At 67.6% G+C, this 14497-nt stretch carries 13 protein-coding genes; 4 read left to right on the top strand and 9 right to left on the bottom strand.

What is annotated here, in order from left to right; translation table 11 throughout:
* Positions 1–37 precede the first annotated feature (37 nt).
* The gene (locus PMI01_RS18340) at positions 38–814 is read left to right on the top strand and encodes an alpha/beta fold hydrolase (RefSeq protein WP_007672319.1); all 777 of its coding nucleotides are present in this window, start codon (positions 38–40) and stop codon (positions 812–814) included.
* Positions 815–921: 107 nt separating this feature from the next.
* On the opposite strand, the gene PMI01_RS18335 is transcribed toward PMI01_RS18340, so the two are convergent.
* The 6 genes from PMI01_RS18335 to PMI01_RS18310 all read right to left on the bottom strand — a co-directional run bounded on the left by PMI01_RS18335 (position 922) and on the right by PMI01_RS18310 (position 6528).
* Positions 922–1539 (bottom strand): TetR/AcrR family transcriptional regulator, encoded by a 618-nt coding sequence (locus tag PMI01_RS18335; RefSeq protein ID WP_007672317.1) that lies wholly within the window; start codon positions 1537–1539, stop codon positions 922–924.
* A gap of 80 nt (positions 1540–1619) precedes the next feature.
* Positions 1620–2243: a 3-isopropylmalate dehydratase small subunit gene (leuD, locus tag PMI01_RS18330; RefSeq protein ID WP_007672315.1), complete on the bottom strand. Its 624-nt coding sequence runs from the start codon at positions 2241–2243 to the stop codon at positions 1620–1622.
* The gene (gene leuC, locus PMI01_RS18325) at positions 2240–3631 is read right to left on the bottom strand and encodes a 3-isopropylmalate dehydratase large subunit (protein ID WP_238537082.1); all 1392 of its coding nucleotides are present in this window, start codon (positions 3629–3631) and stop codon (positions 2240–2242) included. Before leuC ends, leuD begins: the two co-directional genes overlap by 4 nt.
* Positions 3632–3736: 105 nt before the next feature.
* Entirely contained in the window at positions 3737–5095 is a 1359-nt protein-coding gene (locus tag PMI01_RS18320; RefSeq protein WP_007672310.1) for an LLM class flavin-dependent oxidoreductase, read from the bottom strand.
* Positions 5096–5105: 10 nt separating this feature from the next.
* A complete protein-coding gene (locus PMI01_RS26130; protein ID WP_007672309.1) occupies positions 5106–5909 on the bottom strand; it encodes an alpha/beta fold hydrolase in 804 nt (267 codons plus the stop codon).
* 340 nt (positions 5910–6249) lie between these two features.
* The gene (locus PMI01_RS18310; RefSeq protein WP_007672307.1) at positions 6250–6528 is read right to left on the bottom strand and encodes a hypothetical protein; all 279 of its coding nucleotides are present in this window, start codon (positions 6526–6528) and stop codon (positions 6250–6252) included.
* Positions 6529–7007: 479 nt separating this feature from the next.
* On the opposite strand from PMI01_RS18310, the gene PMI01_RS26125 reads away from it, so the two are divergent.
* From PMI01_RS26125 to PMI01_RS18295, 3 genes are all read left to right on the top strand, one after another.
* Positions 7008–7832 (top strand): helix-turn-helix transcriptional regulator, encoded by an 825-nt coding sequence (locus PMI01_RS26125; RefSeq protein WP_007672305.1) that lies wholly within the window; start codon positions 7008–7010, stop codon positions 7830–7832.
* Positions 7833–8359: 527 nt separating this feature from the next.
* A complete protein-coding gene (locus PMI01_RS18300; protein WP_007672303.1) occupies positions 8360–8920 on the top strand; it encodes an NAD(P)H-dependent oxidoreductase in 561 nt (186 codons plus the stop codon).
* A 54-nt stretch (positions 8921–8974) separates the two neighbouring features.
* Entirely contained in the window at positions 8975–9394 is a 420-nt protein-coding gene (locus PMI01_RS18295; protein WP_007672301.1) for a nuclear transport factor 2 family protein, read from the top strand.
* Positions 9395–9682: 288 nt separating this feature from the next.
* Here the strand turns inward: PMI01_RS18295 and PMI01_RS18290 are convergent, their stop codons facing one another.
* The 3 genes from PMI01_RS18290 to PMI01_RS18280 form a co-directional block, all read right to left on the bottom strand.
* On the bottom strand, positions 9683–10771 hold the full coding sequence (locus tag PMI01_RS18290; protein WP_007672299.1) for an aromatic ring-hydroxylating dioxygenase subunit alpha: 1089 nt from the start codon (positions 10769–10771) through the stop codon (positions 9683–9685).
* 42 nt (positions 10772–10813) lie between these two features.
* Positions 10814–12217, bottom strand: coding sequence for an aldehyde dehydrogenase family protein (locus PMI01_RS18285; protein ID WP_007672297.1), 1404 nt, complete (start codon positions 12215–12217; stop codon positions 10814–10816).
* Positions 12218–12306: 89 nt separating this feature from the next.
* Positions 12307–14496, bottom strand: coding sequence for a PQQ-dependent dehydrogenase, methanol/ethanol family (locus PMI01_RS18280; protein WP_007672295.1), 2190 nt, complete (start codon positions 14494–14496; stop codon positions 12307–12309).
* Position 14497: the final 1 nt, after the last annotated feature.

Genomic DNA, 14497 nt, shown 5'->3' with positions numbered 1-14497 from the left:
GATTTCTTATTGATCACTACAGAAAGAGTCGGATCCCATGTCGAAACCAACCTTCGCCCGTACGGTTCTGGGCGCTGGCCCCGGCGTCGCCCTTGCGCATGGCATGGGCGGTAGCATCGCCGCGCACTACGGTCCGGTGCTCGCGGGTCTGTCGTCCGGCCGCACGGTCGTGGGCGTCGACTATCCGGGCAGCGGCGACACGCCGCGGTCCTCCACGCCGCTGTCGCTGGACCAACTGGCTGATGAGATCGTCGCCGCCGCCGTCGACGAGGGCTTGGAGACCTTCGCGCTGATCGGCTTTTCGATGGGCGGACCCGTGGCCATCCGGGCCGCGGCGCGCCACCCCGATCGCATCTCGGCGTTGGTTCTCAACGCCGCCTACCCCTGCCTCGACAACTACATGACCTTGGCGACCGAGGCTTCGGGCGAACTCCTGGCCAGCAACCCCATGCTGTTTGGCAAGATCGCCGCCTTGCTGTCGCTGAGCCCGGCCGCGGTGGCGGCGATGCCGATGGACATGGTTCGCGCGATCGCCAGCGGCGCGGCGGCGGGCCTCTCGCCGGGGGCGCCGGAACAGGCCGAACTCTTTGGCCGGATCGACGTTCGTGGGGACCTCGGCAAGATCAAGGCTCCGACCCTGGTGGTCGGAACGGCGGAGGACCGCCTGACGCCCATCGGGCTCCAGCGCGGCATGGCCGCCCAGATCCCCGGCGCGCGAATGGTCGACTTCCCCACCGGCCACCTGCTGTTCCTCGAAAGTCCCGAGGAATGGCTGAAACTGGCCACAGCCTTCCTCGACGAAGTCGGCGCCTAGCGATTTCCTCGGCGGCGGCCGGCCGGTTCTCGAACCCTCCGACCGCCGATCCTTTCGTCTCGGTCCAGGCGCGCGAGACCGCGATCAAATCGTCGAGGCGTTCGGCCTCAGGCTTGCGCAGTCGGCCAGGCGGCCATCGCCAATCTCGCGATCGCCTGCAGGTCCTCTCGGCTGGCGCCGTCCTGAGCCTGGCACGACATGCCCTGGATGGTCGCCGCGAAGGACACGGCCAGCGCCTTGGCGTCGGTCTTCGGCGGCAGTATGCCCGCGCCGACGTCATGGGCGATGCGAGCGGCCAGGCCCGCCTTGAAGCCTTCCCGCAATTGGCGCAGTTCCTCGGCCACTTCGGCCGCGTCCGCGCCATGCGCCGCCGTGGCGCTGATGATCAGGCAGCCGGGCGGATGGGTCGGATCTGTATATTGCACGGCAAGCACCCCGAGCATGCGCTCGATAGCCCGGCGCGCGGTCGGCTCTTCCTGGAACGCCTCGGTGACATCGTTTTCATAGATCCGCCGGTAGAGGCCGACGCATTCGCGAAACAGCGAGCTCTTGTCGCCGAACGCCGCGTAGAGGCTCGGAGGCTGGATGTTCATCGCCGAGGTCAGGGAGGCGATCGAGGTGGCTTGATAGCCGTGACGCCAAAACTCGTGCAGCGCCTGATGCAGGGCTACGCCGCGGTCAAAGCCGCGCGGTCGACCCAGCGGCTTGCTCGAACGATCGGACATGAGGCATAATTAGTGGTCGCTACAAAAATGTCAATCGCGGGGTCCCCTCCTCCGGCCGACCAGGCCGGCGAGCCCGGTCCTTATGAGGATTGGCCCCAGATCCAAGGCCGGCGCTGGCGGTCGCGTCGTTGAAACGCGCTGATCACCTGGGACCGATCCAGGGTCGAGGCGATGTCGTCGCGGCCCTCCAGCAGGGCGTTGCGACGCTCGGGATCGATCCGGAAGCCGTGGCGGCGGCCGTCGGGCCCGACCAATTGGGTGTCGGCCAGGTCGATGGTCATCGTCCGGGGCGAGCGGGTTTGCAGATGCGCCAGCATGTCGGCGGCGACATCCGCCTCGACCTCGGCGGTCAGCAGGCCGTTCTTCAGGGCGTTGTCGCGGAAGATCGGACCAAAGCTGGCCGCCACCACGGCCTCGATGCCGAAGTCCAGATGGGCCCAGACGGCGTGCTCGCGCGAAGAGCCACAGCCATAGTTGGGACCCGCCACCAGGATGCGAGCGCCGGCGAAGGCCGGCTGATTGAGCACGAAGGCGGGATCGGGGACTTCCGTGCCGGGCAGATAGCGCCAATTGGAGAAAAGGCCCCTGCCCAGGCCTTCGCGCTCGGTGGTGATCAGCCAGTTCTGCGGAATGATCGCGTCGGTGTCGATGTCGGCCCTGTTGAGCGGCGCGGCGACGCCGGCGACGATGCTGACGGCCTTCATCGCAGATACGCCCGCGGATCGGCGATCGCGCCGGCGATGGCGCTCGCCGCGGCCGTCGCCGGGCTGGCCAGGTGGGTGCGGGCCCCTGGGCCTTGGCGGCCCTCGAAATTGCGGTTGGAGGTCGAGACGCTGCGCTCGCCGGGGGCGACACGGTCCGAATTCATGCCCACGCACATCGAACAGCCCGCTTCGCGCCACTCGAAGCCGGCCGCCACGAAAATTGCGTCCAGGCCCAGCGCCTCGGCCTCGGCCTTGACGCGCGCCGATCCGGGCACGACGAGGGCCCGCACCCCGGGGGCGACCTTGCGGCCCTCGACCACGCGGGCGGCGACCTGCAGGTCCGACAGGCGGCTGTTGGTGCAGGAGCCGATGAACACCACGCTGACGGGTAATCCCAGGATCGGCTGGCCGGCTTCCAGACCCATATAGGCCAGGGCGCGCAGGGCCGCGTCGCGCTCGCGCGGGGCGGCGTCCGACGGCGCGTCGGGGACGGCCTGGTTCACGCCGATGGTCTGGCCGGGATTGGTTCCCCAACTGACCTGCGGGGCCAGATCGTCGCAGTCGAAGGCGAATTCGGCGTCGAAGCGCGCGTCCGGATCGCTGCGCAGCGCGCGCCAGGCGGCGATGGCGGGCGCCAAGGGGACCGGCGGGTTTGGCCGCGCCGCCACATAGGCGAAGGTCGTCGCGTCCGGGGCGATGATCGCCGAGCGCGCGCTTGCCTCGATGCCCATGTTGCACAGGGTGAACCGCTCCTCCATCGTCAGGGCCTCGATGGCGGGGCCGGCGATCTCCAGGACGCCGCCCTTGGCGGCGTTGACGCCGATCTGGGCGATGATCCCCAGGGCCAGATCCTTGGCCGAGACGCCGGGCGCGCGGGTCCCCGTCACGGTCAGGCGCGAACTCGCCGGCTTGCGCATCACCAGGGTCTGGGTGGCCAGGATGTGTTCGACATCGCTTGTCCCGATGCCGAACGCCCAGGCCCCCAGGGCCCCCAGGGTGCAGGTGTGGCTGTCGCCACAGGCGATGGCCATGCCCGGCAGGGCGATCCCCTGCTCGGCGGCCACGACATGGACGATGCCATGGCGCGGATCGCCGACGTCGAACAGGGCGATATCGGCGGCCTTGGCGTTGGCCCGCAGGGCCCTGATCATCGCCTCGCCGCCCGGGACGGTGCGGTCGCCGCGGCCAGGGCCGGTGTCGACGATGTGGTCGGGAACGGCGAAGGCCAGGTCGGGGGAGCGCACCACGCGTTCAGCCTGGCGCAGGCCCGCGAAGGCCTGTGGACTGGAGAGCTCGTGCAGCAGGTGGCGGTCGATGTGGATCAGGCCGCGTCCCTCGCCCAGATCCTCGATCAGATTCTGGCGCCACAGCTTGTCGAAGAGGCTCATCCCCGAAGACATATGGATCTGTCATCCCGCTCTTTGGTCGTCGTGGGCCCGCGATCGGACCAGCGTCCGGGAGGCCAGATCCTGGGATCGGCCTCCCGGAGGGGGTCAGCCCTCTTTGACCGGGGTGCGCAACTCGTCGATGTGGGCGGTCCGGATGTCGATCTTGCCCAGGCCCTCGAACACCGCGATGGGCGTGCGCGGCGGCTTGACCGCCAGGGCCGAGGCTTCGGACACCGTCTCGAAACCGGCCTTGGGTCGATCGGCCCAAACCGGCCGACCGCGCGCGGGCCGGAAGCGCGGCATGACCTCCGAGGCGAACATCGTCAGGCTCTTCTGGATCATCCAGTCGGGCATGCTGCCGTTGTCGCCCATGATCAGCAGCTTCCCCGCGCCCAGCTTATCGGTCATTTCCTCGATGCCGCGCGCGACGGTGTCGGGCGAACCGACGAAGGCCCAGCCCTGCTCGACCGTCTCATCGAAGCTCATCTGCTCGGGGGGCTTGGCGCGGTAGTTGCCGCCGCCGAAGATGCGCTTGACCGTCTCCATGCCCGAATAGCCGGGGGGCAGGAAGTCGTGCATCACCGAGCGCATCAGGTTCTGATTGTACCAGAGGATGTGGGCCTCGGCCTCCTTGCGAGCCTGGGCGTCGGTCTCGGCGACGTGGACCAGGGCCATGCAGCCCACCTGGTTGCGGCCCGGCGTGTAGCCGTACTTTTCCTCGGCGGTCTGGCGGAAGCGCTGGGTGTTGGAGATCAGCGCCTTCATGGGGTTCATGATCGCCAGGTAGGTCAGGTGGTGTTCGGCCGCCAATTCGATCGACTCCAGCGACCCCGACGCCGGCAGCCAGAACTCCGGCGTGCGGTGCGGGCGCGGATAGAGGTTGCAGACCGGCAGGTTGAAATAGTCGCCCCGGTGGTCGAACGGACCCGGCTCGCTGAAGGCGCGCTTGATCAGCTCGACGCCTTCCTTGAAACGGCCGCGCGCTTCGTTCGGCTTGACGCCCATGTGGTGATAGGCCGGACCGATGCCGAGCGGCAGGCCGACCGACAGGCGGCCGCCGGACATGATGTCGAGCAGGGCGATCTCTTCGGCCAGGCGCAGCGGGTTCAGATAGGTGTTCATCACCGGGCCGATGGCGCCGACCTGGATCTTGTTGGTCTTGGCCAGCAGCCAACTGGCCATGATCATGGCGCTATTGTAGGGCGCGGGGCAGCGCTGCTCCATGCTGATGATCATGTCGAAGCCCAGGCGCTCGCCTTCGATGAGGTTGCGCAGGTATTTCTCGACCTTGATCGCGCTCAGCGACGGCTCGCTGAACTCGCCGTTGGGCAGGTCCACATAGTTGGTGCGGTTCTCGCCGACGTGGGGATAGAAGCCGTTCTGCCCGCCCATGAAGAGGCCGAACTCCAGGCGACGATCGCTTTCGGGGCCGGGTTGCTGGATTTCAGTGCTGAAGTGGGTCATCGATCAATCCTCAAATCACAGCGGCGATCTGGTCGGCCAGGCGCTGAGGCTCCTGAAGGCTGAGCAGATGTTCGGTCGGGGTGGAGGCGCCCTTCAGCGTCACCAGCTTGGCGTTCGGAATCAGCTCGGCGTAGCGCTGGCCGATCTCGACCGGGACGACGCCGTCGTGCTCGGGCAGGATGATCTGGGTCGGCGCGGTGATCCGGCGAAGCCGGGTCTCCAGCTTCAGGCTGTAGCGCGGGTTCCAGGTCAGGCGGCCAAAGGCCGAGACTTCCTGATAGTCCTGGATGGCCTGGGCGCCGGCGTCGCCTTCATCGAAATAGGGCAACCACTTGTCGCCGTCGGCGCCCAGCAGGGCGCGCAGACCATCCTGCGGCGCGAAGCGGAACATGTCGGCCATCTTCACTTCGGGCGGCGGCCGCAGACCCATCGGCGCGATCAAGGTCAGGCTCTTGATCTTCTCGGGGTAGAGCGCGGCGAATTCCGCCGCGATCCAGCCGCCATAGGAGTGGCCCACCAGATGCACGGCCTCCAGGTCGAGGGCCTTGAGCAGGTCGGCGTAATGCACGGCCATGTCGGTGAAGTCGGTCAGCGAGTCGGGCAGGTCGCTTTCGCCAAATCCCGGATGCTCGGGCGCGATCAGATCACCATGCTTGGACAGGGCTTCATAGAACGGGAACCAGCGGCGGGTCAGGCCCGCGCCGTGCAGGAACAGCACCGGCTCACCCGAGCCTTGGCGGCGATAGGCGGTGCGAACGCCCCCCGCCTCGATGAACGATGCTTCCCGATAGTCTGCAAACTTGGCTTCGGACATCAGGATCAGCCTCCAAAAACGATCTTGGCGCTCAACCTAGTGGGAGGGCCGAGGTCTGAGGCATCCCCTCTCAATGTGACCCATGACGTTGGAGCGGCGCCGCACGCCCCCGCCGAACGGAGATTCCCAGCGATGGCGGGTCGCGCCAAGGGCGCGCGTCGCCACGCTCGCACGCGATGATGGCCGGTCGAAATGGCTGATGTTGAAGGTCAAACCGTCCGCGCTCTTCGCCGAGCGCGCGGGGGGACAGGTCCGGATGCGGGGGCCGCCGCATCGACACGCGGCGCTTCCCCCGTGTTGCGCTGGACGCCGGCGTCGTCGCCGACGCGATCCTCCCAACTCAGTCGACGGCTTCGCAGACGATGATCTGCTCGCTGCCGACCACCAGGCCCGACGCCTCGATCATCGCCCGCACCTCGGGGTGGTACATCATGTCGTGGACCAGTCGCGGCGATTGGGTTCTGACCCCGAACACCGCGGCCTGCTCACCGATGACCGGATGGCGAAACACCACGTGGGTGCCGCTGGCTTCCCGGGGTTCGCGGTCGGCGTCGAAGAGCTTCACCCAGTGATCGAAGGGCTGGATCAGCGACACTTTGACGATGAGGAAGAAGGTCATGGGCGGGTCTCTCCAAGGCGGAGAACCCTAGCCATCGACCCGGACGCCGCCATACCCGCCCTGGGGGACCGCCGAGGGGTTTGGCGCTGCTCGATCCGCATCCTTTGCGACCTGGGTCGTGGAGCGTGAGCCCGCCGCCATGACGGTCGTTCCTGGGCCCGGCCAAGGGCGCCGCGCCGCCACGGGAGAACTGCGTCGGTCGGCCGCAGGCTCCGCCAACCTTCAAATCTGGACAGATGTCCAATTTCCTGCGATAAGCCTTTTGGTTGACCTGTCGCCCTTGCGGCGAGGGGGCGATCCAGGACCGGAGCGAGCTCATCTCTCAATCTGGTCGAATGTCCAAATTGCGGGCAGGCGCCAAGTCGACCGCGCGATATGGCGTCAATTGAAGTCAAAGGCGTCGCGACTCGGATCACGGGCTTGCGGCGAAAGTACAACAGACACCATCAATGGTGCGGTATCACTAGGGAGAGTAAAACATGCTCGACACCGACGCGCTTTCCCGGTTGATCGTTAATATCGGGCGGTCTGGTTTCGATGCGGCCTATTTTGATTTGGCCCGCAAGACGCTAGACGTGAGCAACTGTACAGCCTTCGTCTTTTCGGAAACGGATGAGCCTTCGCCAATCGTACTAGAAGGTCTTGGCCCGGCGCGGCGCGCGATCACCAAGGCGCTCGGCTCGGCCTATGTCGAGAACGGCTTCCGCAGCGACCCGGCGATCAAGGACCTCTACAGCGTTTCGGACCTACAGGCGCGGTTGGTCGTGCCCGAGGCGATCAGCGACGAATCCTATCGTCGTCACTATTACGACGAGCCCCATATCGCTTCGGAAATCAGCGTGCTCGGCTTTTTTGGCCGCAGGCGTTTCAGCATCGGGTTCTACCGCTGCGCCAGCAAGAGCTGTTTCACGCCCGCCGACCTGGAGCGCGCGCAGCTGCTGGCTCGGGTTTCCTTGCCGGTGCTCTTTCGGCACATGGAGCTCAATCGGGCTGATCCCGACTACGAACACCCGGTGAGCCCGCGACCGGTTGAATCCGGGGCCGGACGCCCTGTTCTGGAGCACCTGTCGGCGGTGCTGATGGCCGAGGGTCACGGCCTGACGCCGCGCGAGGCCCAGATCTGCGCCAGCATCGTGCTGGGCTTTCGCACCCTGGCCATCAGCCTCAACCTCGGCATCTCCGAAAACACCATCTGCACCCATCGCAAGCGCGCCTACGCCAAGCTGGGCATCAGCAGCCAGAACGAACTCTTCTCCCGCTACTTCCGCACCGTCACCCGCCTTAGCGCGCCTCAAGCCGCCTAAGGTCCTGGCTTATCAAGCCGCGTCCATGAGGTATTGCTCAATGGCGCTCTCGTCCTCCTCGTCCGCCTTGGCGCCACACGCGCCCGCCGCTTCAAATCCCGTCGCGACCAGATCTCGCTCGCTTGAGTCTTCGGCGGCGGCCAACCCGGCCGGCGATGGACCAGGCGGCCGACGCGACGGCGACGTCGGTGTCGCGGCCTTCACCGTGATCAGTCCTTGCGAAATGTATCAGCTGCATTTTCCGGGGTTGGAGTTCGAAGTGGGCTGAGCCATCGGCCGCCCTTCCCTACAGCCTGACGCGATCGGGCGGAGGCGTTCGGTCCATGTCAGGGCCACGTTGAGGCCGATCACGGGCGCGGCCCGACCGTTCACGGACCAACCGTGCAGGTCACCAAGACGGGGTATTGGTGATCCTGGGCCGCCGCGATCTATACGGGTCCGGCAAGGCCCCGCGATCTTGGTCGCCAAGCCTTTGTTCCAGGCGGAGAGCGGCGTTCGGCTGGCTCGCGTTTTCATTCGGGGGCGCGGTGTCTCGCAAGATCCTGATCATCAACGGGCACCCGGACGCCAGCGCCGAACGGCTGGCGGCCGCCTTGTCGGACGCCTACGCCAGGGGCGCCGCGCGAAGCGGGCGCGAGGTTCGCCGGCTCGATCTGGGGGCGCTGTTGTTTCCGCCGGTGATCACCGGCCTGGAACTCGAAGGCGAGCCGCCCGAAGCCATCCGTCAGGCCCAGGACCTGATCACCTGGTGCGACCACATGGTCCTTGTCTTTCCCCTGTGGATCGGCGGGCCGCCGGCCTTGCTCAAGAGCTTCTTCGAACAGATTTGCCGGTACGGCTTCAGCTTCGAGAAGGACAGCCACAAGCCGTTGCTGGGCGGCCGGTCGGCCCGGATCATCGTCACGATGATCATTCCCGCCTTCGTCTTCCACCTGATGTTCGCCCAAGGCGTCAAATGGCTTCGGCGCGGGGTGCTGTGGACCAGTGGGTTCAAGCCGATCCGGACCCTGGCCCTGGGCAATGTCTTCGCCGCCGACCGGGCGCGCTGGCTGGAGAAGGTGGAGGCGCTTGGCGCCGCCGGCGCATAGGCCGGCCGGGCCGCCCGCACGATCGCCGCGCCTAGAAAATCTCGAGGACCGCCAATGTCTTGTGATCGTGAGGATCGGCAACTGATCGAACAGGCGATCCTTCGCCTCTTTTCCTACATCGACGCCGAGGACGCCGACCAGGTCGCCGGCCTGTTCTGCACCGACGGGGTCTGGCGCCGGCGCGACGGCGAGCGCGTGGGGCAAGGCGCGATCATCGACGAGATGGGGCGGCGACCGCCAGGCCGCCGGATCCAGCACCTGATCAGCAATCTGATCATCGTGGCTTGCGACGGCGCGACCGCGGAGGTGACCTTTCGCGCGCTGGCGCTCAGCGACGACCATCCGGTCGCCGGCCTTGCTTCGCCCATGGCCCCGCCCCTGGCTCTGGACGCCTATGGCGCGACGCTTCGAAACACCGCCGAGGGTTGGCGCGTGACCTGGTTGGGCGCCGACCGGCTTTTCGCGCGCGGTTAGGCGTTGGGACGCTATGGCCCGACCTTCCCGCGACTCCCGCGATAGAGGCCAACCGGGCTGGTCCGGCGCCTTTGGAGGTCCACATCCCAGACCGAGCTCCGCAACTGGAGTGGAGCACGCCTTGGAGACCTTGTCGTGATCGATCGGCGTCTCGGGTTGCTCGCACGCCGCTGGGTTAGATTGGCACGGGTCGGCCCTTGACCTATTCCTCCGGCGCAATCACCATCCGCAGACCGTCCAGCGTTTCGTCCAAGGTGATCAGGCAAGACAGCCACGTTCCCGCGTCGCTCAGTCGGCGGCGCCGTGCGCGGCCTGGAACAGCCAGCGGCGCATGGCCAGGCCCGCGCGATCGGAGTTCAGCGATATCTCGTAGAAGTCCCCGTCCGGGGTGGCGGCGATCATCTGCTCGACCTTGGTGAGCCCGACCACGTCCTCGGTGAAGGCGACGGCCAGCTGATCGTTCATGAACTGGGTGACGCCGGGATCGGCCTGGGCGAAGTTGCGGGCGTGATGGATGAAATAGTGCGTGCTGGCGGCGGTTTCCGGCGTCACCAGGTGGGCGGTCATGATCCGCGTGTCGGCCCGCTCCTGCTCTGGAACATCCAGGCCATAGAACCGCGCGCTGACGACATGGGCCGATGGCGCCAGGAATTCGGACGTGGTGATGCGGGCCGCGTCCCGGCCCGTCAGCCCGGTCGGCTCGGCCCACACCGGCGGCAGGCGCGTGGGCATGACCGAACGGGTCAGCACAAACCGCCCCGGCGTCGATTCCAGATCCACTTCGTAGGGCGCAGAGGCGAAATCGGGCGTGCCGAAACTGTTGGCGTGCAGGAACGACAGATGGGTCAGATCGAGGAGATTCTCGTGCAGCGCGATATAGCTGGCCGGCAGATGGTAGGACTGTTGGCTGGCTGGCCAGGCTGGGTCGCTGACCCAGTCGCCGATCGGCAGGGCCTCGTCCGCCGGCGCCTCGCCCATCCAGATCCACACCAGAGGTCCCTGCTCGCGCACGGGATAGGACCGCACGCCGACGCCGCGCGGACAGGTCTGCAGGGCCGGAGCCTCGACGCACTGCCCATCGGCGTCATAGCGCAGGCCGTGATAGCCGCAGACGATGGTGTCGCCGTCCAGGGTGCTGGCGCTGAGCGGATAGGATCTGTGGACGCAGCGATCGGACAACGCGACGGGCCTGTCGGCCGCGGTGCGGTAGAGCACGAGCGGTCGTCCCAGGATGGTGCGCGCGCGCAGGGCGCGGGAAAATTCCCAGGAAAAGCCGGCCACATACCAGCAATTGGTCACGAACGGCGTATCGCGCCCCGCCAGCCGCTTCTGGGCCCGTTGCGACGCGTCGATCATTTTTTGTGAAACGCTGGTCATCTTGTCTGTTCCTGGCCGATGGCGATTGGGCGGGCGGCGGGGCTATTCGTGAACGACCTGGATGGTGGTGTATTCCTCCAGCCCCTGGGGGCCGAACTCGACGCCGATCCCGGACGATTTGACGCCGCCGAACGGGGTGTCGGGGCGTAGGGCGCCGTGCTTGTTGATCCAGGCCGTGCCGCATTCCAGCCGCGCGGCGAGCGCGCGGCCGAGCGCGAGATCCGCCGTCCAGATCGAACCGCCAAGCCCGAAATCGAGCCCGTTGGCGCGGGCGATCGCGTCCTCGATGTCTCGGTAGCGCAGGATCGGCAGGGCTGGGCCAAACTGCTCCAGGTCGACGATGTCCATGCCTTCGGCCGCGTCGGCGATCAGCGTCACCGGGAAGAACAGGCCCTCCCCTTGCGGGGTTCCGCCGACCAGGATGCGCGCGCCGCGCGCCCGCGCCTGATCGACCATGTCGCGCACCTTCGCAAACTGCATGGCGTTCTGCACCGGACCCAGGACATTGTCCTCGCTGAGCCCGTCGCCGGTCTTCACCGTGGCGGCGTAGGCCACCAGGGCCGCGCACACCGCCTCGTAGATGTCGTCATGGACGTAGAGCCGCTTGAGCGCGGCGCAGGTCTGGCCGTTGTTGACGAAGGCTCCCCAGAACAGGCCCTCGGCGATCGCCGAGGGATCGACGTCGGGCAGCACGATAGCCGCGTCGTTGCCGCCCAGTTCCAGCGTCAGTCGCTTGAGGCCCTCGGCGGCGCCGGCCATGACCTTGCGGCCCGTGCTCGTCGATCCAGTGAAGACCAGCTTGGCCACGTCGCGGTGAGCCACCAGCAAGGGGCCGATCTCGTCGCCGCCCACCACGCAGGTGAGCACCCCGGGCGGCAGCACCTGATTAAGCAGTTCCACCAGCCGCAGGGTGCTCAGCGGGGTCAGCGGCGAAGGCTTGATCACCACGGTGTTGCCCGCGCGGAGGGCCGGAACCACATGCCAGACCGCGATCATCAGCGGCCAGTTCCAAGGCGTGATCGAGCCGACCACCCCCACCGGCTTGCGGTGGATGGCGATCCGCCCTTCGGCGTCGTCCCGAACCATCTTCACGGGAAGATCGATGCTGGCGTTGTAGCGCGCCCAGGCCGCCGCCCCGCCGACCTCGAAGCGTGATCCCAGGCCGTTCAGGGGCTTGCCCTGTTCGCGCGTGAGCAATTGGGCCAGTTCCTCGGCGTGGCGCTCGAGGGTTTCGGCGATGGCGACGCAGGCGGCCTGGCGCTCGGCCGGGCTGGTGGCCGACCATGAGGCGAAGGCGGCCTTGGCGGCGGCCACCGCGGCCTCCAGGTCGGCGACTGTCGCGGCGGGACAGACCCCGACGACCTCGCCGGTCGAGGGATTGCGGATGCTGATCAGCCGGCCGCCTTGCGCCGCCCCGCCGTCCGTCGTCACGCGATGATCGCCCATGCGGGCCTCCTGCTAATCGGGAACATGTTCAAACCGGTCCGCCATGGACCTGGGCCGGTCGCTGGCGGACTGGCCGCCGGCGACCGGGGTCAACGGCCGCCAGGGGGCGGCCTTGCGTCCTCCTGGGCCTTCTGCGCCGCGCGGCTCAGGACGTAGGCGCGGATGGCCTCGATTTGCGCGGGCGAGAAGTTTTCCTTGAAGCTGACCATCCCGTTGTCGGCCAGGACGCCTTCGGAGACCACCTGACGCCAGGTGTCGGCATCGCCGGTCACCGGGGAATAGCGCAGATCCGGGGCGATGCCGCCGCTGGCCGCGGCCGGGCCGTGGCAGCCCGAACAGGTGCGGTCGAAGGCCCACCGGCCCGTCTCGATCACCGAGGCGGCGATCGGTTTGGACGGCAGTTGCAGGTCGCCGCGAGGCCTGGCCGGTGGCGGCGGAGGAAGCTTGGCGGCCCCGTTCAGGGCGAAGGTCAGCACGCGGCTGAGATTGCGGCGCGGGCCGTCCCGGCCCCAGGCCAGTTCGCCGCCCAGGAGCGGGAACGCCCCGCCCCAGCCGGCGACCACGGTAATGTATTGCTTGCCGTCGCGCGACCAGCTCACCGGCGCGGCGACGATGCCGGTCTGGACGTCGTAAGACCAGAGCTTGGTCCCGACCTTGGCGTCATAGGCGTTGAGCTGGCCGTCGCCGTCGCCCTGGAAGACCAGGTTTCCGGCCGTCGACAGGACGCCGCCGTTCCAGGATCCGGCGTGAGGCGCGCGCCAGACCTCCTTGTTCAGGCGCGGGTCCCACGCCAGCAGGTAGCCCTTCATGCTCTTGCGGATCGCGGCCTTGATCTTGGGGTCGTCGGGCACGGTGGCCGCGCCCAGATCGACGCCGAGATTGACGCCCTTGGGCATCGGCTTGAACGCCGCGTCCGCCTGATAGACAAAACCCATTTCCTGGGCGGGAATATAGACCAGGCCGGTGGCCGGGTTCATCGCCATCGGCATCCAGTCATGGGCGCCCAGCGGGCCGGGCATGGCCACGAAGGGCTTGCCGGTCTTGGAATAGTCGGCCTCGGGGGTGACGATCGGCCGACCGGTCGCCGGATCCACGCCCTTGGCCCAGTTGACCTTCGAAAACGGCTTGGCCGAGATCAGCTTGCCCGTGACGCGATCGAGCACGTAGAAAAAGCCGTTCTTGGGAGCTTGCAATAGAACCTTGCGCGGCTGGCCGCCGATCTGCAGGTCGGCCAGGATCATGTGCTGGGTCGAGGTGTAGTCCCACTGATCGCCGGGCGTCTGCTGGTAGTGCCAGACATATTCGCCGGTCTCGGGGCGCAGGGCCAGGATCGAGGCGATGAAGAGATTGTCGCCGCCGCCGGGACTGCGGGCGGTGCGTCGCCAATAGGAGCCGTTGCCGACGCCCAGATAGAGCAGGTCCAGCGCCGGATCATAGGCCATCGAGTCCCAGACGGTGCCGCCCCCGCCCCCGCCGCGATCATGCCAGTCGCCGGTCCAGGTCTTGCGGGCCATGGCCATCACCGGGTCGGAGGCCGCGCCGTCCTTTCGGTCGGATCCGGGGACGGTGTAGAAGCGCCAGACCAGCTTGCCGCTGTCGGCGTCATAGGCGCTGACATAGCCGCGCACGCCGAACTCCGCGCCGCCATTGCCGATGATCACCCGCCCTTTGATGACGCGCGGCGCGCCGGTGATCGTATAGTTCCTCGCCTGGTCGACGGTGACGACCGACCACAGCGTCTGGCCCGTCTTGGCGTCCAGGGCGATCAGGCGTCCGTCGAGCGCGCCGACGAACACCTTGCCGCCCCAATAGGCCACGCCGCGGTTGACGACGTCGCAGCAGGCCTTGGCCGCGGTCGCCCCGGGCACCTTGGGATCGAACTGCCAGAGCAGCTTGCCCGTCAGCCCGTCCAGCGCCTGGACCTTCGACCAGGCGCTGGTGGTGTAGATCACCCCGTCGACCACGAGCGGCGTGGCCTCCTGGCCGCGATTGGTGTCCAGATCATATGACCAGGCAAGTCCGAGGGTCTTGACGTTGCTCGTATTGATCTGGCTGGCGGGGCTGTGGCGGGCCTCGTCATAGCCGCGGCCATGGCTGAGCCAGTCGTCGCCGTGGGCGGCGGCGTCGATGATCCGCTGTCCGGTCGGATCGTTGGCCGTCGCCGCCGCGACGCTCGCGCCGCCCTGGTCGGACGGCGCGTCGCCCCGCCCGCCGCACCCGGCGATCGCCAGGGCGCCGGCCAGGAGCATCGCGGCCAACGCCGCTGGGTGCTTGCTCATG

It is taken from the genome of Caulobacter sp. AP07 (genome assembly GCF_000281955.1).
Taxonomy (GTDB): domain Bacteria; phylum Pseudomonadota; class Alphaproteobacteria; order Caulobacterales; family Caulobacteraceae; genus Caulobacter.
This window is presented reverse-complemented; position numbering and strand designations above follow the sequence as displayed.